The sequence below is a fragment of the Streptomyces sp. NBC_00466 genome (assembly GCF_041433995.1).
Taxonomy (GTDB): Bacteria; Actinomycetota; Actinomycetes; order Streptomycetales; family Streptomycetaceae; genus Streptomyces.
Genome location: NZ_CP107896.1, coordinates 5,674,864 through 5,694,445, shown reverse-complemented (window position 1 = coordinate 5,694,445; position 19,582 = coordinate 5,674,864). Strand labels below are relative to the sequence as shown.

Here is a 19,582-nt window from a genome sequence, read left to right as displayed (position 1 = left end):
TAAGTGCGAGCACACCGAGGGGAACGATGACCGAGACCGTTACCACGCCCTCATCAGGCGCCCCCGCCTATCCCAGCGACCGCACCTGTCCCTACCAACTGCCCGACCAGTACGACGACCTCCGCGGACGGGAGGGGGCGCTGCAGCGGGTCACCCTCTACGACGGCCGGCAGGCCTGGCTGGTGACCAGGTACGAGACGGCGCGGAAGCTGCTGGCCGACCCCCGTCTGTCGTCCGACCGGACCCATGACGCCTTCCCCGCGACCTCCGAGCGCGTCACGAGCTTCCGGGACCGCCGGCCGGCCTTCATCGGCCTGGACCCGCCCGAGCACGGGCCGAAGCGCCGCATGACCATCAGCGAGTTCACCGTCCGGCGCATCAAGGGCATGCGGGCCGAGGTCGAGCAGATCGTGCACGGCTTCCTGGACGAGATGATCGCCTCCGGGCCGCCCGCCGACCTCGTCAGCCAGTTCGCGCTGCCCGTGCCGTCCATGGTGATCTGCCGGCTGCTCGGCGTGCCCTACGCCGAGCACGACTTCTTCCAGGACGCCAGCAGGCGGCTGATCCAGTCCCCGGACGCGGCCGGGACGAATGCCGCCCGGGACGAGCTGGAGAGCTATCTGGGCGGCCTGGTGGACTCCCTGCGCGGCAAGCCCCGGCCGGGCCTGCTGAGCACTCTGGTCACGGAGCAGCTGGAGAAGGGCACGATCGACCGCGAGGAGCTGGTGTCGACCGCCATCCTGCTGCTGGTGGCGGGCCACGAGACGACGGCGTCGATGACCTCGCTCAGCGTCATCACCCTGCTCGAACACCCCGACCAGTTCGCCGCGTTGCGCTCCGACCCGTCGCTGGTGCCGGGCGCGGTGGAGGAGCTGCTGCGCTATCTGGCCATCGCGGACATCGCCGGGGCGCGCATCGCGACCGCCGACATCGATGTCGACGGGCAGTGCATCCGGGCGGGCGAGGGCGTCATCGTCACCAACTCCATTGCCAATCGCGACAGTTCGGTCTTCGCCGACCCGGACGCCTTCGACGTGCGGCGCGAAGCCCGCCACCATCTGGCCTTCGGCTACGGGGTGCACCAGTGCCTCGGCCAGAACCTGGCCCGCCTCGAACTGGAGGTCATCCTCACGGCGTTGTTCGACCGGCTGCCGAACCTGCGGCTCGCGGTACCGGTGGACCGGTTGACACTGCGTCCGGGTACGACGATCCAGGGCGTCAACGAACTTCCGGTCACCTGGTGACCGCGGCGGAAGGAGCAGCCATGCGTGTGACGGCCGACCGGGAGGTCTGCGTGGGAGCGGGCCTGTGCGCGCTGACGGCGCCCGAGGTCTTCGACCAGGACGACGACGGTGTCGTGACGGTGCTGGCCGGCGAGCCCAGCGACAAGGACCGCGCCGCGGCGCGTGAGGCCGGGATGCTCTGCCCGTCGGGCGCGGTGCGCGTCGACGAGTAGTCGCCCCTCTTGGGACGGCGGGGACGGCAGGGACGGCAGGGGCCGGCCGAATCGGCCCGGCAGGACGCCGCAGATGGCCCAGGGTGCTCCGCTTTCGGGCGACACCTCAGCCCGGCGCCCGCCCCTCGCCGTCCCGGTGCCCGACGATCGCAGGCGGCCGGCCCCGCCCCCGGCCGTGGAGCGCCGATCCCCGGGAGACCGCCGTGCACATCCTGCTCGTCGCGAGTGCCTTCAACAGCCTGACCCAGCGGGTGCACGCCGAGCTGCGGGACCACGGCCACACGGTGGCCGTCGCCATCGCGCTGCCCGACCCCGGCCTGCACGACGCGGCGCTCCGGGAGGCCGTCCGCCGGCACCGGCCCGAACTGATCGTCGCCCCACTGCTGAAGACGGCCGTCCCGCAGGACATCTGGACGGCGCACACCTGCCTCATCGTGCATCCGGGGCCCGTCGGCGACCGGGGCCCCTCCTCCCTGGACTGGGCCATCCACGAGGGGGTGACCCGGTGGGGTGTCACGGTCCTGCAGGCCGGCGCGGTCATGGACGCCGGTGACGTCTGGGCCACCGCCGAGTGCCCGGTGCCCCCGGTGGGCAAGAGCGATCTCTACCGCAACGAGATCTCCGACGCGGCGCTGCGGGCCGTGCTGCTGGCCGTGGAGCGCTTCGCGTCGGGCACGTACTCCCCCGAACCGCAGCAGCCGGAACAGCGCCGGCCCGAGCCCGCTCAGCGGGTTCAGCAGGGCAGCATCGGCACCCGGCCCTTCATGCGGCAGGAGCAGCGGCGGATCGACTGGCGGGCGGATTCCACCGCGGTGGTGGTACGCAAGCTTCGCGCCGCCGACTCGAACCCCGGGGTACGGGACGAACTGCTCGGCGGCGAGTGGTTCCTGCACGGCGGCCACCCGGAGGACGGGCTGCGCGGCCGGCCGGGAGAGCTGCTGGCCAGCCGGGCGGGCGCCGTCTGCCGGGCGACGGCCGACGGGGCGGTGTGGATCCCGGAGCTGCGGCCCCGGCGCAGGTCCGGGCAGCCGCCCACGTACAAACTGCCCGCCGTCAGCGCGCTCGGCGACCGGCTCCCGGAACTGCCCGAACTCCCGGCGCCCCTGCGGCCGGACGGGAACTGCCGCACCTGGAGCGACATCCGGTACCGGGAGGAGGGCCAGGCGGGGTTCCTGACATTCGCCTTCCCCGGCGGCGCGATGAGTACGGCGCAGTGCGAGCGGCTGCTCGCCGCGTACCGGACCGCCGCCGCCCGGCCCACCTCGGTCCTGGTGCTGGGCGGCGGCCGGGACTTCTTCAGTAACGGCATCCATCTCAACGTGATCGAGGCGGCCGACGATCCGGCGGCGGAGTCCTGGGCCAACATCAGCGCCATGGACGACCTGGTGGAGGCCGTTCTGACGACCACCGACCGCCTCGTGGTCTCCGCGGTGGGCGGCAACGCCGCCGCGGGAGGAGCGATGCTGGCCCTGGCGGCGGACGAGGTCTGGTGCAGGGCGGGCGCGGTGCTGAACCCGCACTACCGGCTGATGGGCCTGTACGGATCCGAGTACTGGACCCGCACCCTGCCGCGCCGGGCGGGCGCGGACGTCGCCGGGGAACTGATGCGGCGGGCGCTGCCGGTCAGCGCGGCCGCCGGGCAGCGCATCGGCCTGTTGGACCGGATCGTCGAGTGCGGCCCGCAGGACTTCCCGGCCGCGGTCGCCCGGCTCGCGGCGCTCCTCGCGTCGTCCTCCGGTGCGCAGTCGCGGGCCGCGGCCAAGAAGGCGGAGCTGGAGCGCGAGGAGGCGGTCAGGCCGCTGGCGGCCTACCGGGAGGACGAACTGGCGCGGATGGCCCGCACCTTCGGTGATCCGGACGCGCCGTACCACGCGCTGCGACGTGCGTTCGTGCACAAACTGCCGATGACCGGGACCCCCGCGCACCTCGACATCCACCGGCCGGGGCAGCAGGGGACGGCCCGGGGCGAAGAGGCATGACGTAGCACCGCCCCCACCGCCAGGAGCCACCGGGCGCCACCCGGGAACCACCAGGAGGGGCGCCCGACTCAGAACACTAGCTCCGGGCCAGGACGGCGGGGATCTCCAGCCGCAGCGAGATGTGTGCGCTGTCGGGGTCGCTGACCGCCCGTTCGTCCGGCAGCCACCCGTGGCGGGCGTAGAACCGCTGGGCGCGCAGATTGTGTTCGTACACTTCGAGCCGTGCCTCGGGCACCGCGTCCCGCTGCCAGGCGGTCACGACCGCGTCGTGCATGGCGCCCCCGATCCCCCGGCTCCAGCGGGCCGGGTCGACGTGGAACTGCATGAGGGTCATGTGCCCGTTGAAGACCCGGAACGACGTGACCCCGGCGACGATGCCCGCCACCTCGGCGCAGAGCACCCCGCCGTTCTGCCGGCCGATCGCGCCGACCCAGCCCTCCCGCACCTGCGCGTGCACCGCGGGGCTCGCGTACTCCTCGACCGGTATCCGGCCTTCGTAGTACGTGGCACGGGCCGCCGCGTGGAGTGCGGCGATGGTGTCGATGTCTTCCGGGCGTGCCGGGCGAATCAGAGCAACGGACGTCATGGCGGAGAGGACGCCGGCTGCTCACCGCGCGGTTGCAAGACGGCTGAATGAGGCCCGGTATGCGCTGGGGGTGAGGCCGGTCCGCCGGGAGAGGTGCTGGCGCAGTGAGTCGGCCGTGCCCAGACCGCTGGCGGCGGCGACCTGGTCCATCGGGAGCTTCGTGGTCTCCAGGAGTTCACGGGCCCGTTCGATCCGCTGGTGCAGCAGCCACTGGAGGGGGCTCACCCCGGTCTCCGCCAGAAACCGGCGGGAGAGCGTACGGATGGAGACGCCCGCGTGCCGGGCGAGATCGGAGAGGGTCAGGGGCTCGTCCAGGTGCTGCATGGTCCAGGCGCGAGTCTCGGCGAAGGAGACACCGCGTTCGAGCGGCAGCGGGGTGTCGGTGAACTGCGCCTGCCCGCCCGGTCGTACGGGTGCGACCAGGGCACGTCTGGCCACCTCGTTGGCGATGGCCGCACCGTGGTCGGTACGGACGATATGCAGGCAGAGGTCGATGCCGGCCGCATAGCCGGAAGCCGTCAGGATCCGGTCGTCCTGGACGTAGAGGACGTCGCTCTGGAGGCTGACCGACGGGTAGCGGCGGGTCAGCTCCTCGCCGTTCTGCCAGTAGGTGGTCACCGGGCGCCCGTCGAGCAGACCGGCCTCGGCCAGCAGGAACGCGCCCGAGCAGATGGCGGCGATCCGCTTGCCCCCGGCGGCCGCGGTGCGGATCGCGTCGAGCGTGCGCGGGTCGAACTCCTGGCGCAGGCCGGCGCCCGCGACGATCACCGTGTCGGCCCGCTCGACGGCTTCGAGACCGTGGCGCACCTCGATGTCCAGCCCTCCGGTGGTCGCGACCGGGCCGGGCTCGGGCGCGCAGATAGTGGTCTCATACCCAGGTACGCCGTCCACCTCAGCCTTCTCGAAGATCATCTCCGGGACGGCCAGATTGAACATCGAGACGGGCGGAGTGGCGATCACGGCTACGCGGTACGGACGGGGCATGGCCAGAACCTCCGGATGTATGGCATTCAGGCCACTACTGTACGGCCGTCGCCTTCGCCAGACTCACCGCATGACAACCGCAAGCGCCGTCCACGGCACCTCCGCCCGGCCCGCGACGAACCACCGGGGCCGGGCCCCTTCGCCCGGTATCGCGCTCTTCGCCGCGCTGTTCGGCTTCTTCCTGATCACCCTTGACGCGACCGTCGTCACCGTGGCGCTGCCTGCGGTCAGCAGCGATCTGGGCGGCGGGCTCGCCGGGCTCCAGTGGGTGGTGGACGGCTACACCCTGGCCTTCGCCGCGCTGATGCTCTCCACGGGCGCGCTCTCCGACCGGATCGGCGCACGCCGGGCGTACGCAAGCGGAATCACCCTCTTCACTCTCGCGTCCGCCGCCTGCGGTCTGGCCCCGGGCCTGCCCGTGCTGATCGGTTCACGGGTGCTTCAGGGTGTCGCGGCCGCGGTACTGCTGCCCGCGTCGCTCGCGCTCGTGCGCCAGGCGTACCCGGAACCGGCGCGGCGGGCCCGCGCGGTGTCGCTCTGGGCGGCGGGCGGTTCGGTCGCGGTGGCGCTGGGGCCCGTCGCGGGTGGAGCACTGACCTCCGCGTGGAGCTGGCGCGGGATCTTCTTCATCAATGTGCCGGTATGCGCGACAGCGCTGCTGCTCCTGTCCCTCACCCCGCGCTCGCAACGCAGGCCTGCACCGCTGGACCTGGCGGGTCAGCTGACGGCCGTGGTGATGCTGGCATCGGTCACCTTCGCGGTGATCGAGGGCGGCACCGCGGGGATCGTCGCGGGCGGGGTGGCCCTGGTCATGCTGGCCGTATTCCTCCGTGTCGAGTCCCGGCACCCTCATCCGGTGGTGCCACTGGGGCTGTTCCGGAACCGGGCGGTCTCGGTCTCGCTGGGCGCGGGCGCGGCGAACAGCATCGCCTTCTACGGCCTCATCTTCGTGCTGAGCCTGTTCTTCCAGCAGGTGCGGGGGCAGTCGGCGATGAGCGCGGGGCTGATGTTCCTGCCGATGACGGCGCTGATCCCGCTGGTCAACATCGTCGCGGGGCGGCTGGCGGACCGCTTCGGGCCGCGGGTGCCGATGCTGGCCGGCCAACTGATCGCGGCGGCGGGGTCACTTCTGATGCTGATGGTCTCGCGGCGTACTCCGGACGTCCTGGTGGCGGCCGCCCTGATGCCGCTCGCTCTGGGGACGGCTCTGACCGTGCCGCCGCTCACGGCCACCATGCTGGAGGCGGTGCCCGGAGAGCGGGCCGGACTGGCGGCGGGGGTGCTCAACGCCGCGCGGCAGATCTCCGGCGGCCTGGCGGTCGCGGTCTTCGGCGGACTGGTCGCCGGTGGTGGCTTCGCCGCCGGGATGCGGACGTCGCTGCTGGTCAGCGCGGGTCTGCTGGCGCTCTCCGCGCTGGCCACAGCACGGCTGCGACCGACGCGGGTGACCATACAGCCCACTGCTGCCGGGTCCGCGGAGGAGCCCGCGGCGCCCACGGCGTGAGCACGGCGGGCAGGGCGGGAGCCGCACGCGGTCCCCGCCCTGCCCCGCCGTCAACTGCCGTCGCGCAGCCCCCGGGGCGCGCGGTCCCGGTAGACGAGGGAGTCGAAGGTCACCGCGCAGCCGTCCGCGGTGGGGCACTGGGCCAGGAAGCCGATCCGGGCGCCGGCCGCCGCCGCTCCGTCGCCGAGTGCGAAGACCCGTACGAAGGTCCAGCGTTCGCCGTCGGCCGACGCGTGGAAGGCGAATGCCTTCCCGGTCCTGCTGATCCGCAGCCAGACGCTGTCGCCCTCCACCACCGACGAGTTGACGTCGTCGGAGTACCCCCTGGTCACGACCGAGCAGACGGTGGGGGTGTCAGGGGAGAGTTCGAAGCAGAGCTTGGCCCACTCCCGTTCGCCGGTCTCCAGGTACAGCGCGCCCGCGTCCCCCGCGCCGACGAAGCCGACCGCCACCCTGGCGATCAGCTGGAAGTCGCCGGGCGGTGGCGTGCCGAGCAGCCTGGGCGCGTCCGACGCCGGGTCGAGCGAGTCGCCCGCCGGGGGCACGAACAGGTCCTCGCGCGCTCCGGCGCGCACCGAGAGCGCCCCCTCCTCGTACGACCAGGGGGCCTGCGGGCCCTCCGGAAGCAGCGGGAAGGGCAGCTCGGGCAGCCGGGTCATTCGGGCAGGCCGTTGATGCGGCGGGGCAGCCCCAGCGGGTTGGCCTCGCGCAGCTCGGGCGGGAGCAGCGCGTCGGGCGTGCTCTGGTACGCGACCGGGCGCAGCCAGCGCTCGATGGCGGTGCCACCGACCGAGGTGGAGGTGGAGGTGGCGGCCGGGTAGGGGCCGCCGTGGTGCTGGGCGGGGGCGACCGCGACCCCGGTGGGCCAGCCGTTGACCAGGACCCGCCCGGCGAGCGGGGTGAGCTCGTCGAGCAGGGCGGCGGCTGTGCCCTCGCCCGCGGCCTCGGCTGCGGAGACCTGGAGGGTCGCCGTCAGATTGCCCGGCAGCCGGGAGAGCACCGCGGTGATCTCATCGGTGGATCCGTAGCGTGCGACGACCGTGACCGGGCCGAAGCACTCCTCCAGGAGCAGATCGTGCTCGCCGTCCGCCGCGAGCAGCGCGGCAGGCAGCGTCAGGAAGCCTGCGCTGACGGTGTGCTCGCCGCCCGCCCCGGGCGTGACCGGGGCGTCGACCCCGGTCAGGGCGGCCCGTTCACGTACGCCCGCCAGGAAGTTGTCGCGCATCCGGTGGTCGAGCAGGACACCGGCCTCGCTGTCGCTGACGGCGACGGTCAGCGCCTTGACCAGGGCGTCACCACCGGCCCCGGTGGGTGCGAGCACGAAGCCGGGCTTCACACAGAACTGGCCGGTGCCGAGTGTGACGGAGCCCGCCAGCCCCGCACCGATCTCCTCGGCGCGCTCGGCGGCCGCGGCCTCCGTGACCACGACCGGGTTGAGCGAGCCCAGCTCGCCGTGGAAGGGGATCGGGACCGGCCGGGCGGCAGCCGCGTCGAAGAGGGCGCGGCCGCCGCGCAGCGAGCCGGTGAACCCGGCGGCGGCGACCAGCGGGTGCTTGACGAGCGCCACTCCGGCGTCGAAGCCGTGCACCACGGAGACCACCGCGGGGTCGAGGCCGACCTGCTCGGCGGCCCGGTGCAGCACGGCGGCGCAGAGCTCGGACGTGGCGGGGTGGTCGGGGTGCGCCTTGACCACGACCGGACAGCCGGCCGCGAGTGCGCTCGCGGTGTCGCCGCCCGGCACCGAGAAGGCCAGCGGGAAGTTGCTCGCCGCGTACACCGCGACGACGCCGAGCGGCAGCTTGTACCGGCGCAGATCCGGTCGGGGCGGGGTGGCGGCGGCGTCCGGGTGGTCTATGCGGACGTCGAGGAAGGAACCCTCGTCGATCACATCGGCGAACGCCCGGAACTGCGCGGTGGTACGGGCGAGTTCACCGGTGAGCCGGCCGGGACCGAGAGCGGTCTCGGCGTCGGCGGCCTCGATGACATGGGGGCCGGCCTCGTCGAGCAGGTCGGCGGCGGTGCGCAGCAGGGCTGCCCGTACCCTACGGTCGGCGAGCGAGGCCCACGCGGCGTGGGCGGCGCGGACCACTTGGTCCACTTCGCCCGTCGTGGCCTCCAGCGCGACCTGCTCGCGCTGCTTCCCGGTTCGGGGGTCGACACTCCAGACTGGTGTTGCTGCCACCGCGATCGTCCTTCCAGATCCACTGCCGCAAACCACTGCCGCACAACGAGTTGTTCGGTAAAGTTGTTCGGTATTCTGAACACGGTTCCTGATGGTGAATATCTCCTGGAACTCTAATAACGCGCGTTCAGCATTGACAAGAGGGGCAGGGTCGAATGTCGACTGCCGAGACAGCAGGTGGGGCGCAGGTCAAGTCCGCGGTGCGGACCGTCGAGTTGCTGGAGTACTTCGCCGGGCGCCCCGGTATGCACTCGCTCGCGGCCGTGCAGGAGGCGGTCGGGTACCCCAAGTCCAGTCTCTACATGCTGCTGCGCACGCTGGTGGAGCTGGGCTGGGTGGAGACCGACGCGACCGGCACGCGGTACGGCATCGGCGTACGCGCCCTGCTCGTCGGTACGTCGTACATCGACGGCGACGAGGTCGTCGCGGCGGCCCGCGCCACCCTGGACCGGCTCTCCGACGACACGACGGAGACCATCCACCTCGCCCGCCTCGACGGGACCAACGTCGTCTATCTGGCCACCCGCCAGTCGCAGCACTACCTGCGCCCGTTCACCCGGGTCGGCCGCAGGCTGCCCGCGCACTCCACCTCGCTGGGCAAGGCGCTGCTCGCCACCCACAGTGACGAGCAGGTCCGCAAGATGCTGCCGGAGACCATGCCGCAGCTGACCGAGCACACCATCACCGACCGCGAGAAGCTCATCGAGGAGCTGCACCTCGTCCGCGAGCAGGGGTACGCCGTGGACCGCGAGGAGAACACGCTGGGGCTGCGCTGCTTCGGCGTGGCCATCCCGTACCGGACCCCGGCCCGCGACGCGATCAGCTGCTCGGTGCCGGTGGCCCGGCTCACCCCGGCCCATGAGCAGATGGTCAAGGACGCGCTCTTCGACGCCCGCGACCGGCTGACCCTCGCCACCCGGCGGCTCTGAGCAGCGGTGATCCGGCTCTCACCCAGATGAGAGATCGCTGAGAAAACCGCCGTACAGGAACGGCTCCGCCCGCCCCGCTCGTCCTCCTACGGGATGAACAAGACAATCAGGCGCGCCTCGGTCTTCTGTCTGCTGCTGGTCCTCGCTCTGCTCGGGCGGGCGACCTGGGTGCAGGGGTACGAGAGCAAGGCCCTCGCAGACAACAAGAACAACCGGCGGACCGCGATCGCGCAGTACGCGCAGCCGCTGGGCGACATCATCGTGGGAGGCAGGTCGGTCACCGGATCGAAGCGTACGGACAGCGGCGACCTCGCCTACCGGCGTACGTACACCGACGGAGACCTGTACTCGGCCGTGACCGGGTACAGCTCGCAGGCGTACGGGTCGACGCAGCTCGAAGGGATCTACACCGACGTCCTCGACGGGACGGACTCCCGGCTGAAGAACCCGGTCGACGCGCTCACCGGCAAGCAGACCGCCCCCGGTGACGTCCTGACGACGATCAGTCCGGCCGTGCAGAAGGCGGGGTACGAAGCGCTCGGCAGCAAGAAGGGCGCCGCCGTCGCCATCGATCCCAAGACCGGCGAGATCCTGGGGATGGTCTCCACGCCGTCGTACGACCCGTCGAAGATCAGCGGTACGACGGACGGCGACGCCTGGAAGCAGCTGACCACCGACAAGGACCAGCCGATGCTCAACCGGGCACTGCGCCAGCCGCTGCCCCCGGGGTCGACCTTCAAGCTGGTGGTCGCGTCGGCCGCGCTGGAGGACGGGATGTTCTCCTCGATCGACGAGAAGACCGACAGCCCCGACCCGTACCGGCTTCCCGGCACGACCAGGGACCTCGGGAACGAGAGCGCGTCCGACCCCTGCAAGAACGCGTCGCTCCGCACCGCCCTCGAATACTCCTGCAACACCGTCTTCGCCAAGGTGGCCGACGACCTGGGCCAGGACAAGGTGCGGGCGATGGCGGAGAAGTTCGGCTTCAACGACACCAAGCGGGATGTGCCGGTGCGCACCTGGCCGAGCAACTACCCCTCGCACATGGACAAGGCGCAGACGGCGCTGAGCGGCATCGGCCAGTTCGACGTGACGGCCACCCCGCTCCAGATGGCGATGGTGACGTCCGCCCTGGCGAACGACGGAGTGATGGCCGACCCGCACATGGTCTCCAAGGTGACGGACGGCGACGGCAACACCCTCCAGTCCTACGGGAAGGACTCGGGCAAGCGGATCGTCTCGTCGTCCACCGCGTCCCAGCTCCAGAGCGCGATGCAGACGGTCGTCGAGCAGGGCACGGGTTCGAGCGCGAAGGTCCCCGGCGCGGTGGTGGGCGGCAAGACCGGTACGGCCCAGCACGGTGTGAACAACGACAAGGCGCCGTACGCCTGGTTCACGTCGTACGCGAAGGACAAGTCGACCGGCAAGGAGGTGGCTGTCGCGGTGCTCGTCGAGGACTCGGACGCGGCCCGCGCGGAGGTGAGCGGCAACGGCCTCGCGGGGCCTGTCGCCCAGAAGATGATGGCGGCGGCGCTGAAGTAGCCGGCCGGTGATCCATCACGGCACCCGGCGGGCGCTCCAGGCCGTAGGGTGCCGCCATGGTCATACGACTGCCCCGTTCCCCGTCCGGCTGGACCATGGCCGTCTTCGGCGTGCTCGCCGCCGTACTGGGAGCCGTGGGCCTGATCTCCCCCGACGCGCTGCTGAAGGCCATGGGCTTCGCCGCCCCCGCCTCCGGGCGCCCGGCGTCCGACTACACCCGGACCTTCATCACGGCCTCCTCGATGGCCGCGGTGAACATGGGGGTGTACTACGTGCTGGCGGCCGCCGCCGACTGGCGGGCCTTCTTCCGCTGGACGGTGCCGTTCCGGCTGCTGACCTTCGCGGTCTTCACCACGGCCGTCGTGTCCGGCCGCGCGCCGTCCGGGTTCCTGGGCGTGGGGCTGTGGGAGGGGACCGGCGCGGTCGTGACGGGTGTGGCACTGCGGTACGAGACGGTCAGGGCGCGGCGCTCGGCTCCAGCCCCGACGACCGCACTGTAGCGGTGAGTTCGGCCCTGGGCCGTATGTGGCGGGGACGCGGGGCGGCGTTCCCCGCCGCCGGAGGAGCGGGCGGCGGGGCGGCCCCCTCCCCCGGCGGAAGGTCAGCGCGGAAGCGGTCCGGTCACGGCAGGAAGTACATCGGGTTCGGGATCTTGTACGTCTTGTCGGCGTAGCCACCGCTGAGGTCGGAGTACTGGTCCCCGAAGTTGGCGACGATGTCGTAACCCAGTGACTCGATGTGCTTCCTGGTCCCGGCCTTGAACTGGACGGTGGTGCACGTCCACTTCGGCGTTCCGCAGCTCAGGTAGGACGGGGCGGCGGTCGGGTCCTTGAGGTAGAAGTGGGACCTGTCCACCGGCACCTGGTAACCGGCCCTGGTGAGGTTGGCCGCCGAAGCGTTGCGCTGCGTCTCGTCACGTCCGGTCAGGAAGAAGACCGTGACGCCCTTCTTCGCGGCGTAGTTGACGACGTCGGGCATCCCGAAGACCGCGATCGACCGGGCGCTCTGGACGTAGTCGTTGAAGGAGGCCGCGTTGTAGGCGAAGCCGTTCTTCTTCTCCCAGTCGTAGGTGAGCAGCGTCGTGTCGTCGACGTCCAGCACGATGGCGGGCTTGCGGCCGTGTCCTGTGCGGTGGACGGCCTCGGCTATCTGCCGCTTCGCCCGCGCCTCGATGCCTGCGACCTGCTTGGCGTAGTTGCTCCTGGGCGAGGCCTGGTAGGCGCCCGAAGCGTCCGCCGTGCCGCCGTAGTAGGCGTTGATGCTGTCTTCGACCTTGGTGACGTTGGGGATCTCCCGGTCCGTCCGCGGCACGGAATTGTCGGCGGTGGCGACGCCGATTCCGTAGAGGGCGCTGCCGGCCGCGGCGAGGGCGACCGTACAGGCGGAGATCCTGGCAAGTCTGGATGGCATACGCGTCTGCTCCGGTTCTGTTGGTGACGAACTGCAGGTCACTGGTTGTCTACGCGCATCACATGGAGTGCACAAGGCACTTTGCGGATCTGTTGCGGAGAAACCCGGTTGCGGCCCGCGGAGCCGGGTTGTTGAGTGACCGGATGGATCTCGAAGCGGTACGGGCGGAGTTCGACCTTCGCATGCGGCGGGACGCGCCCCCGGAAAGCCCCGGCAGCGTGGTCGAACGTGTCGGCGAAGTCGTACGCCAGACCGGCCCGGACGCCGACAGCTGGAACGGCGTCGTCTGGTCGGGCCTTGACACGGCCACCGCCGATGCGGCGATCGCCGGGGAGGTCCGGCATTTCACCGCGCTGAACCGCGAGTTCGAGTGGAAGCTGTACGCCCACGACCGCCCGGCCGACCTGGCGGACCGGCTCGTGGCGGCCGGGTTCACGCCCGAGCCGCCGGAGACCCTGATGGTCGCCGAGGTCCGGACGCTGCCGACCGGGGTACGGCTGCCCGCAGGGGTGGAGCTGCGTCCCGTGACCGATGCGGCCGGGGTGGCTCTCATGACCCGCGCGCACGAGGCGGCGTTCGGCGACGACGGCTCGCGGATCTACCACCAGGTGCTGAACCGGCTGACCGAGGACCCGGACTCGGTGGCCGCGATGGTGGCGATGGCCGGCGACGAACCGGTCTGCGCGGCGCGGATGGAGTTCCATCCGGGCACCGGCTTCGCCAGTCTCTGGGGCGGTGGCACGGCCCCGGCCTGGCGCGGTCGCGGCATCTACCGCGCCCTGGTCGCCCACCGCGCGGGGATCGCGGCCGCACGCGGCGTCCGTCTCCTCCAGGTCGACGCGTCCGACGACAGCCGCCCGATCCTCCAGCGGCTGGGCTTCGCCGCGCTCACCACCACGACTCCCCATGTGTACGGGGCGCGCGGCTAGGGTCTCTCGTCTGGATCACGCCGGGCTCGCCGCGTCCCGTCGTGGGCCGTTTTCCGTGTGCCGGGCCGCGTCCCGGCCGGGCGGGGCGCCGAACGCCTTGCGGTACTCGCGGCTGAACTGGGACGGGCTGCCGTAGCCCACGCGGTGGCCGATGTCCGCCACGTCCACCGGTCCCGTCAGGAGCAGGGCGCGCGCCTCCCGCAGCCGGATCTGCTTCTGGAACTGGATCGGGGTCATCGAGGTCGCGGAGCGGAAGTGCCGGTGGAAGGCCGACGGGCTCATGCCGGCCAGCTCGGCGAGGTCCACGATGCGCAGCGGTTCGTCGTAGTGCCGGCGGATCCAGCGGATCGTGCGGGAGATGTGCGCGATGCTGCTGTTGGCCAGGCCGATCTGGCGGACCAGCGCGCCCTGGTCACCGGTGATGAGCCGCCACAGGATCTCCCGTTCGATGCCGGGTGCGAGCACCCGGAGGTCGTCCGGGCGGCCCAGCAGGCGCAGCAGCCGGACGACCGGATCGAGCAGCTCGGGCGTCGCGTCGCTGACCGCGAGGCCGGAGAAGCCGGGCGGCTTCGTGGTGTCGCCGGTCTCCAGGAGCAGCGGTGCGATCGCCGCCGGGTCCAGCTTCATGCTGAAGACGGCGAAGGGTTCGTCCTCGCGGGCTTCGAGTGCCTGGCCGGCCACCGGCAGGTCGACCGACACGACGAGGTACTGCCCCGCCCGGTAGTCGTAGGGCACGCCGTTCAGGATCGTGCGCTTGACGCCCTGGCCGACGATCGCGAGCGACGGCTCCGCCATCGCGCTCACCGGGAGGGTGGGCCGGTGCGCGCAGGTGATGGCCACGCCGTCCAGGATCTCCGTCTTCAGCTGCGGGCCGCCGCCCGCGTGGCGCACGATCAGCGTGCGCAGTTCGCCGAGGAGTTCCGCCGCCCGCGCCGCCGGCCCGGGTGGTGCTGCCGCGTCTGTCATGGCGGCATTGGAGCAAGGTCGGCAGGATCGTGCAAGCGGGCGGCAGGATCTGTCTACCGGGCGAGCGGGCCGGCGTGGTGAGCTGGCAGGAATCTGCAGCACGAAGCACCGGAGGCACGACGTAATGAAGCGCAGGACCCTCGGGTCGACCGGAATATCCGTCAGCGAGATCGCACTCGGCGCGATGATGTTCGGGAGCCTGGGCAACGCGGACCACGAGGACGCGATCCGTATCATCCACAGCGCGCTCGACGCCGGGATCAATGTCATCGACACCGCCGACGTCTACTCCAGGGGCGAGTCCGAGGAGATCGTCGGCAAAGCCGTCAAGGGCCGCCGGGACGGCCTGGTCATCGCGACGAAGTTCGGGCGGCCCATGGGCGAGGACCCCAACCAGCGGGGCGGCTCACGGCGGTGGATCGTACGCGCGGTCGAGGACAGCCTCCGCAGGCTCGGCACCGACTGGATCGACCTGTACCAGATCCACCGGCCCGACCACGGGACCGAGATCGGCGAGACGCTCTCCGCGCTGACCGACCTCGTACAGGCAGGCAAGATCAGGGCGTTCGGATCGTCCATGTTCGCGGCGGAGATGACGGTCGAGGCCCAGTGGACGGCGGAGCGGCGCGGCTCCCACCGGTTCCTGACCGAGCAGCCCATGTACTCCCTCTTCACCCGTGGGCCGGAGGCCGCCGTGCTCCCGACGGCGCAACGCCACGGACTGGGTGTGCTCACCTTCAGTCCGCTGAACAGCGGCTGGCTCTCCGGGCGGGCGGACCTCCCGTCGACTCACCGGGCCAGGCTGATGTCGTCCGTCTTCCCGTCGCACTACGACACGTCCACTCCGACCGGTGCGCTGAAGGCCGCCGCGCTCGCCCGGCTCACGGTGCTCGCGGAGGAGGCGGGGCTGACGCTGCCGCAGCTCGCGATCGCCTTCGTACGCGCGCATCCGGCGGTCTCCACCGTACTGATCGGTCCCCGCACTCAGGAACAGCTGGACGGGCTTCTCCACGGTGCCGGGACCCGGCACCCCGGTACCGAGCTGTCGGACATCGAGTTGCCGGACGGGATCCTCGACCGGATCGACGAGATCGTCCCGCCGGGAACCGACCTCGACCCGGCGGACAACTACGCGGCCGCACCCCCCGCGATCGAGGACGCGAGGCTGCGCCGCCGCCGGTAGCGGCCCTTGGTCCGGCCCGCGGGGTCCGGCCCGCCCGGCCGGGGTGCGGCGGTCGGCGGCCCGCCGCGACAGACCCCGCCGTACGGAACACGGAAGGCCCCCGCTCATCCGCCGAAGGGGGCGGGGGCGGGGGCCTGGAGGCATCCCGCATGGTGCACGCGGTGCACGTTCAGTGGCGGGGGCGCTGCCTGCTCAGTGGGCGAAGCCCCAGTCGAGCATCTTGGTGGCGTCGTCGAACCGGGCCTTGTCGGTGTCGTCCTTGAGGATCGCGCCGACCAGGGTGCGGTTGTCCCGCTTGGCCGCGAAGACGAGGCAGTAGCCGTCCTCCGGGCCGCTGCCCGTCTTGACACCCAGAGCACCGTCGTACGTGCCCAGCAGCTCGTTGGTGGTGTTCCAGGTGTAGTACCGGGTGTGACCGTTGGCCGCCGGGGCCTCCGTCTTGAACTGCTTGTCCTTCACCACATTGACGAACACCGGCTGCAGCATGGCACGCTGGCCGAGCTTGGCCAGGTCGCGGGCGGTGCTGTGGTTGTTGCCGTGCGAGACACCGTCGAAGGTGTCGAAGTGCGTGCCGGTCAGGCCCATTTCCTGCGCCTGGGCGTTCATCTGGCTCACGAAGTCCGCGATCCGTGCGTCCTGGGTGGCCCCGACGCCGAGGTTGTCGGCCAGAGCCATTGCCGCGTCGTCACCGGACGGGACCAGCATGGCGTGCAGCAACTGCTCGACGGTCAGCGTGTCACCGGTCTGGAGGTCAGCGGTGCTCCCGCCGACCTTCTGGACGTAGTCCCGGTAGTCCTGCTTCACCGTGATCTGGTGGTTCAGCCACTCCGGGTGCCTGAGCACCACCAGCGCCGTCATGATCTTGGTGGTGCTGGCCATCGGCACACTCTCGTCAGCCTTCGACCCCGCCCACATCTCCCGCTCCTGGCTGCCGTCGCGGGCATCCAGCAGGAAGGCGTGATCGGCGCTGATCTGGGGACCGGACTGGGCCCTGACAGCGTGCTGGGCATCGGCGGCCTGGGGCTGCTGCGTCTGAGCGTTCTGGTTCTGGCCGGCCGGAGTGGTGGTGGCCTCGCTGCCCTGCGCGCCGTTGTCGTCGGCGGAGTGCGTGGCACCGGGGGTGGCCGCCTCGGCCAGACCGCCGGCGGCGAGCGGCAACGCGGCTCCGACCAGTGCGACCATCGCGATCCGGACCCCGGTGCGGTGGATCCGGTTGGGGCGGGCGTGGGAACCCATGGGCGTCCCTTCTTCCGGCGTGGGGACGCCGGTATGTAGGAGAAACATCAGTGCATATCGAACCTACTTGCGTACTGTCAGCGACTGTCAAGCTGTCTTTGTCATAGCCCGGTAACGAGGTTCACCTCTGTGGAGATGTTGCGCAGGAGGCTGGTGGGGCCTGTGGGGTTGCTCGCGCGCGGTGCCCGGCCGATACCCCTGGGCTACGGAGCCGCCGGGCGCCCGCCCATCCCGCGCCGCCTGCCAACTCCTGTGCTTCCGAACCGTTTTGTCGGCCCGTCCGTCGACCCCGTTTGTCGACCCCGTCCGGCGGTCCGGCCGGCCGTCCCGGAGGTCAGGACAGCGCGGCCCGTACGAGCGTGAGATCGGCGTCGGACGCCAGCCCCGCGTGGTACAGCCGCAGTTCGGTCGCGCCGAGCCCGGCGGCGCGGGCCGCGTCCTCCGCCAGGGTGGCCGGGCTGCCGCCCATGCCGGAGACGACGGTGAGGTTGGCCGCGAGCACCGTGCGGTCGGTGCGGTGCACGGCGAAGGGGGCCAGCAGGGCGGGGCCGCCGGTGCAGGGCACGACCACCCCGTCGGCGACGCCGAGGATGTGCTCGGGGTCGACGCCCGCGTTCGCCCCGCAGTGGTGGGCGGCCGGGTCGGCGTGCAGCAGCACCTGGAAGCCCGGAGGCGCCGCGGCCCGTACCGCGGCGACCACCTGCTCCTGGAGCGTCCGGGCGGTCCGGGTACGCCACTGGAGCACGGCGGCCGCGGTACCGGCCCCGAGCAGCTTCCCGATCGCGGAGCTGCCCGCGTCGGAGGATCCGGTGGACCACCCCGGCTCCAGCGCCCGGCGTACGGATGCGCTCAACTCATCGGCGTCCAGGCCGAGTCCGCCGTACCCCTCCGCGCAGGCCGGGCAGAAGCAGAGCGACATCAGGTACTGGCCCGCGTCGCCGAGCCCCACTCCGGCGATCTTGTCGTGGGCGTGCAGATGGGCGAGTCCGTACCAGCCGAGCGATTCCAGTTCGGTGCCGAGCGCCCCGGGGCGCACCGCGGCCTCCGCGGCCAGCTCGGTGAGGTAGGCGCGGGTGGCGGGCTGGGCGATGCAGGGTGCCCAGGGGTAGCGGTCCCCGTACGCGTTGACCACCGAAGTGCCGGGGTGCTCGGTGCCCAGACGGGAGTTGTGCGCCAGGACCACCCAGGTGTGGACCTCCAGGCCTGCGGCGGCCAGGGCGGCTGCGGCCTCTCCGTACGGATCGGGGGTGGGGGCCCAGGACCCCGCGGGGTACGGGCGCAGCTCCCGCCCGGCCCACCGCTCCGGGGACGGCGGATAGAGGACGGACGCGTGCCCCGCGGTGACGATCCGGTGCCGGGGGTGACGCGGTGTCAGGGCGCGGGTCGAGTGGTAGGCGGAGGCGAGGGTGACCTGCTGGACGCCGAGGTCCGCGATGCGCGCCGGGGCTTCCGGGTCGCCGACGACGTCCCAGGGGTAGAGGAAGGCCGAGGTCTTCACGCCGGCTCCCCCGGACCCGCCGGGGCGGCCAGTGCCCCGCGGCCCCGCTCGGTGATGGCGGCGAGCTGTGCGATGTGCTCGGGGGACGGCTCACCGAGCGGCGGACGGACCTCGCCGACGTCAAGGCCGGCGAGCCGTACGCCGGCCTTGATCAGCGACACCGCGTACCCGCGCCGCTGGTTGCGCAGTTCGACGAGCGGCCGGTAGAAGGCGTCGAGGAGCCGGTTCGCTGTCGCGTCGTCGCCGGAGCGCAGTGCGCGGTAGAAGGCGAGCGCGATGTCCGGGGCGAAGCAGAAGACCGCCGACGAGTAGAGCGTGACACCGATGGCGCGGTAGGAGAGCGCGGTGAGTTCGGCGGTGGGCAGCCCGTTGAAGTAGAGGAAGTCCCGGCCGGGCAGCTCGGTGCGGACCGCGCTGATGATGCGCTGCATCAGATCGAGGTCGCCGTACCCGTCCTTGAGCCCGATGATCCCGTCGACCTGGGCGAGGGCCACGACCGTCTCGGGCGTGAACACCGCGTTGTCGCGCTGGTAGACGATGACGTCGAGCGCGGTCGCCGCCGCGAGCGCCGTGTAGTGGCGGATCAGACCGTCCTGGCCTGCCGTGACGAGGTACGGCGGCATGGCGAGGAGCCCGTCGGCGCCCGCCTCCTGCGCGGTCCTCGCGAACTGGACAGCGAGCGCGGTGCCGTATCCCGCGCCGGCGACGACGGGCACCCGGCCCGCGCTCACCTCGACCGCGGCGGCGACGACCGCGCCGAACTCCTCAGGGCCGAGCGCGTGGAACTCGCCCGTGCCGCAGCAGGCGAAGACCGCGGCCGCGCCGGAGTCGATGCCGCTGCGCACATGCGCGCGGAAGGCATCGAGATCGACGGCGCCGTCCGGCCCGTACGCGGTCACGGGGAAGAACAGCAGACCATCAAGTCGGCCGGCGAGCGGGGCTGAGGACACGGGCGCTCCCTGGGCATCCAGTCGTGCACAGTTCCGTTCGTGCACAATTCTGATCAGTGTCTATATTTCTGAACATCGCCACGCTAAGCCAGCACAGCCGGGCCGGTCAAGACGAGAAACGCCACCACAGAAGCAGAATCCGCAGCCCCGCGCGACACTTGACGGGGCTCGCGGGGCTCCTTAGCTTGTCCATACATGTGAATGTCATCCATCCATGGACACGCGAGAGACACGCGCACCATGTGTGT

At 71.6% G+C, this 19,582-nt stretch carries 18 protein-coding genes; 9 read left to right on the top strand and 9 right to left on the bottom strand.

The window, feature by feature from the left end; all coding sequences use genetic code 11:
• Positions 1–26: 26 nt before the first annotated feature.
• The 3 genes from OG210_RS25565 to OG210_RS25555 all read left to right on the top strand — a co-directional run bounded on the left by OG210_RS25565 (position 27) and on the right by OG210_RS25555 (position 3,435).
• Complete coding sequence (locus tag OG210_RS25565; RefSeq protein ID WP_328325375.1) at positions 27–1,244, top strand: cytochrome P450; 1,218 nt, start codon at positions 27–29, stop codon at positions 1,242–1,244.
• A 20-nt stretch (positions 1,245–1,264) separates the two neighbouring features.
• The gene (locus OG210_RS25560; RefSeq protein ID WP_371538831.1) at positions 1,265–1,456 is read left to right on the top strand and encodes a ferredoxin; all 192 of its coding nucleotides are present in this window, start codon (positions 1,265–1,267) and stop codon (positions 1,454–1,456) included.
• A gap of 203 nt (positions 1,457–1,659) precedes the next feature.
• Positions 1,660–3,435: a hydrogenase maturation protein gene (locus OG210_RS25555; protein ID WP_328325377.1), complete on the top strand. Its 1,776-nt coding sequence runs from the start codon at positions 1,660–1,662 to the stop codon at positions 3,433–3,435.
• A gap of 76 nt (positions 3,436–3,511) precedes the next feature.
• Here OG210_RS25555 and OG210_RS25550 read toward each other — a convergent pair whose 3' ends face one another.
• Positions 3,512–4,021 (bottom strand): GNAT family N-acetyltransferase, encoded by a 510-nt coding sequence (locus OG210_RS25550; protein ID WP_328325380.1) that lies wholly within the window; start codon positions 4,019–4,021, stop codon positions 3,512–3,514.
• A 21-nt stretch (positions 4,022–4,042) separates the two neighbouring features.
• Complete coding sequence (locus tag OG210_RS25545; protein WP_328325382.1) at positions 4,043–5,005, bottom strand: helix-turn-helix domain-containing protein; 963 nt, start codon at positions 5,003–5,005, stop codon at positions 4,043–4,045.
• A 70-nt stretch (positions 5,006–5,075) separates the two neighbouring features.
• Between OG210_RS25545 and OG210_RS25540 the strand changes: the two genes are divergently transcribed.
• Complete coding sequence (locus tag OG210_RS25540; protein ID WP_328325384.1) at positions 5,076–6,509, top strand: MFS transporter; 1,434 nt, start codon at positions 5,076–5,078, stop codon at positions 6,507–6,509.
• 50 nt (positions 6,510–6,559) lie between these two features.
• On the opposite strand, the gene OG210_RS25535 is transcribed toward OG210_RS25540, so the two are convergent.
• Together OG210_RS25535 and OG210_RS25530 are read right to left on the bottom strand one after the other, a co-directional pair.
• Entirely contained in the window at positions 6,560–7,168 is a 609-nt protein-coding gene (locus tag OG210_RS25535; protein WP_328325386.1) for a DUF1349 domain-containing protein, read from the bottom strand.
• The gene (locus OG210_RS25530) at positions 7,165–8,691 is read right to left on the bottom strand and encodes an aldehyde dehydrogenase (NADP(+)) (RefSeq protein ID WP_328325388.1); all 1,527 of its coding nucleotides are present in this window, start codon (positions 8,689–8,691) and stop codon (positions 7,165–7,167) included. Before OG210_RS25530 ends, OG210_RS25535 begins: the two co-directional genes overlap by 4 nt.
• A 155-nt stretch (positions 8,692–8,846) precedes the next feature.
• Between OG210_RS25530 and OG210_RS25525 the strand changes: the two genes are divergently transcribed.
• The 3 genes from OG210_RS25525 to OG210_RS25515 all read left to right on the top strand — a co-directional run bounded on the left by OG210_RS25525 (position 8,847) and on the right by OG210_RS25515 (position 11,662).
• On the top strand, positions 8,847–9,620 hold the full coding sequence (locus tag OG210_RS25525; protein WP_328325390.1) for an IclR family transcriptional regulator: 774 nt from the start codon (positions 8,847–8,849) through the stop codon (positions 9,618–9,620).
• Positions 9,621–9,713: 93 nt separating this feature from the next.
• Positions 9,714–11,162, top strand: coding sequence for a peptidoglycan D,D-transpeptidase FtsI family protein (locus OG210_RS25520; RefSeq protein ID WP_371538825.1), 1,449 nt, complete (start codon positions 9,714–9,716; stop codon positions 11,160–11,162).
• A gap of 56 nt (positions 11,163–11,218) precedes the next feature.
• Positions 11,219–11,662, top strand: coding sequence for a hypothetical protein (locus OG210_RS25515; RefSeq protein WP_328325393.1), 444 nt, complete (start codon positions 11,219–11,221; stop codon positions 11,660–11,662).
• 121 nt (positions 11,663–11,783) lie between these two features.
• On the opposite strand, the gene OG210_RS25510 is transcribed toward OG210_RS25515, so the two are convergent.
• The gene (locus OG210_RS25510) at positions 11,784–12,572 is read right to left on the bottom strand and encodes an HAD family acid phosphatase (protein ID WP_328325394.1); all 789 of its coding nucleotides are present in this window, start codon (positions 12,570–12,572) and stop codon (positions 11,784–11,786) included.
• Between the two features lie 143 nt (positions 12,573–12,715).
• On the opposite strand from OG210_RS25510, the gene OG210_RS25505 reads away from it, so the two are divergent.
• Positions 12,716–13,501 (top strand): GNAT family N-acetyltransferase, encoded by a 786-nt coding sequence (locus OG210_RS25505; RefSeq protein ID WP_328325395.1) that lies wholly within the window; start codon positions 12,716–12,718, stop codon positions 13,499–13,501.
• Positions 13,502–13,516: 15 nt separating this feature from the next.
• On the opposite strand, the gene OG210_RS25500 is transcribed toward OG210_RS25505, so the two are convergent.
• The gene (locus OG210_RS25500; protein WP_328325398.1) at positions 13,517–14,467 is read right to left on the bottom strand and encodes an AraC family transcriptional regulator; all 951 of its coding nucleotides are present in this window, start codon (positions 14,465–14,467) and stop codon (positions 13,517–13,519) included.
• A gap of 124 nt (positions 14,468–14,591) precedes the next feature.
• On the opposite strand from OG210_RS25500, the gene OG210_RS25495 reads away from it, so the two are divergent.
• The gene (locus OG210_RS25495) at positions 14,592–15,650 is read left to right on the top strand and encodes an aldo/keto reductase (protein WP_328325401.1); all 1,059 of its coding nucleotides are present in this window, start codon (positions 14,592–14,594) and stop codon (positions 15,648–15,650) included.
• 192 nt (positions 15,651–15,842) lie between these two features.
• On the opposite strand, the gene OG210_RS25490 is transcribed toward OG210_RS25495, so the two are convergent.
• The 3 genes from OG210_RS25490 to OG210_RS25480 form a co-directional block, all read right to left on the bottom strand.
• The gene (locus OG210_RS25490; RefSeq protein ID WP_328325403.1) at positions 15,843–16,886 is read right to left on the bottom strand and encodes a serine hydrolase; all 1,044 of its coding nucleotides are present in this window, start codon (positions 16,884–16,886) and stop codon (positions 15,843–15,845) included.
• 334 nt (positions 16,887–17,220) lie between these two features.
• Entirely contained in the window at positions 17,221–18,384 is a 1,164-nt protein-coding gene (locus OG210_RS25485; protein WP_371538820.1) for a hypothetical protein, read from the bottom strand.
• On the bottom strand, positions 18,381–19,334 hold the full coding sequence (locus OG210_RS25480; protein ID WP_371538817.1) for a 5-dehydro-4-deoxyglucarate dehydratase: 954 nt from the start codon (positions 19,332–19,334) through the stop codon (positions 18,381–18,383). Before OG210_RS25480 ends, OG210_RS25485 begins: the two co-directional genes overlap by 4 nt.
• Between the last annotated feature and the right edge of the window lie 248 nt (positions 19,335–19,582).

Bases quoted from the DNA above. Each gene is read 5' to 3' on its own strand.
- OG210_RS25540 (WP_328325384.1), top strand. From the start codon at position 5,076: ATGACAACCGCAAGCGCCGTCCACGGCACCTCCGCCCGGCCCGCGACG.
- OG210_RS25490 (WP_328325403.1), bottom strand. From the start codon at position 16,886: ATGGGTTCCCACGCCCGCCCCAACCGGATCCACCGCACCGGGGTCCGG.
- OG210_RS25560 (WP_371538831.1), top strand. From the start codon at position 1,265: ATGCGTGTGACGGCCGACCGGGAGGTCTGCGTGGGAGCGGGCCTGTGC.
- OG210_RS25495 (WP_328325401.1), top strand. From the start codon at position 14,592: ATGAAGCGCAGGACCCTCGGGTCGACCGGAATATCCGTCAGCGAGATC.
- OG210_RS25545 (WP_328325382.1), bottom strand. From the start codon at position 5,005: ATGCCCCGTCCGTACCGCGTAGCCGTGATCGCCACTCCGCCCGTCTCG.
- OG210_RS25510 (WP_328325394.1), bottom strand. From the start codon at position 12,572: ATGCCATCCAGACTTGCCAGGATCTCCGCCTGTACGGTCGCCCTCGCC.
- OG210_RS25500 (WP_328325398.1), bottom strand. From the start codon at position 14,467: ATGACAGACGCGGCAGCACCACCCGGGCCGGCGGCGCGGGCGGCGGAA.
- OG210_RS25535 (WP_328325386.1), bottom strand. From the start codon at position 7,168: ATGACCCGGCTGCCCGAGCTGCCCTTCCCGCTGCTTCCGGAGGGCCCG.
- OG210_RS25565 (WP_328325375.1), top strand. From the start codon at position 27: ATGACCGAGACCGTTACCACGCCCTCATCAGGCGCCCCCGCCTATCCC.
- OG210_RS25525 (WP_328325390.1), top strand. From the start codon at position 8,847: ATGTCGACTGCCGAGACAGCAGGTGGGGCGCAGGTCAAGTCCGCGGTG.
- OG210_RS25515 (WP_328325393.1), top strand. From the start codon at position 11,219: ATGGTCATACGACTGCCCCGTTCCCCGTCCGGCTGGACCATGGCCGTC.
- OG210_RS25505 (WP_328325395.1), top strand. From the start codon at position 12,716: ATGGATCTCGAAGCGGTACGGGCGGAGTTCGACCTTCGCATGCGGCGG.
- OG210_RS25520 (WP_371538825.1), top strand. From the start codon at position 9,714: ATGAACAAGACAATCAGGCGCGCCTCGGTCTTCTGTCTGCTGCTGGTC.
- OG210_RS25550 (WP_328325380.1), bottom strand. From the start codon at position 4,021: ATGACGTCCGTTGCTCTGATTCGCCCGGCACGCCCGGAAGACATCGAC.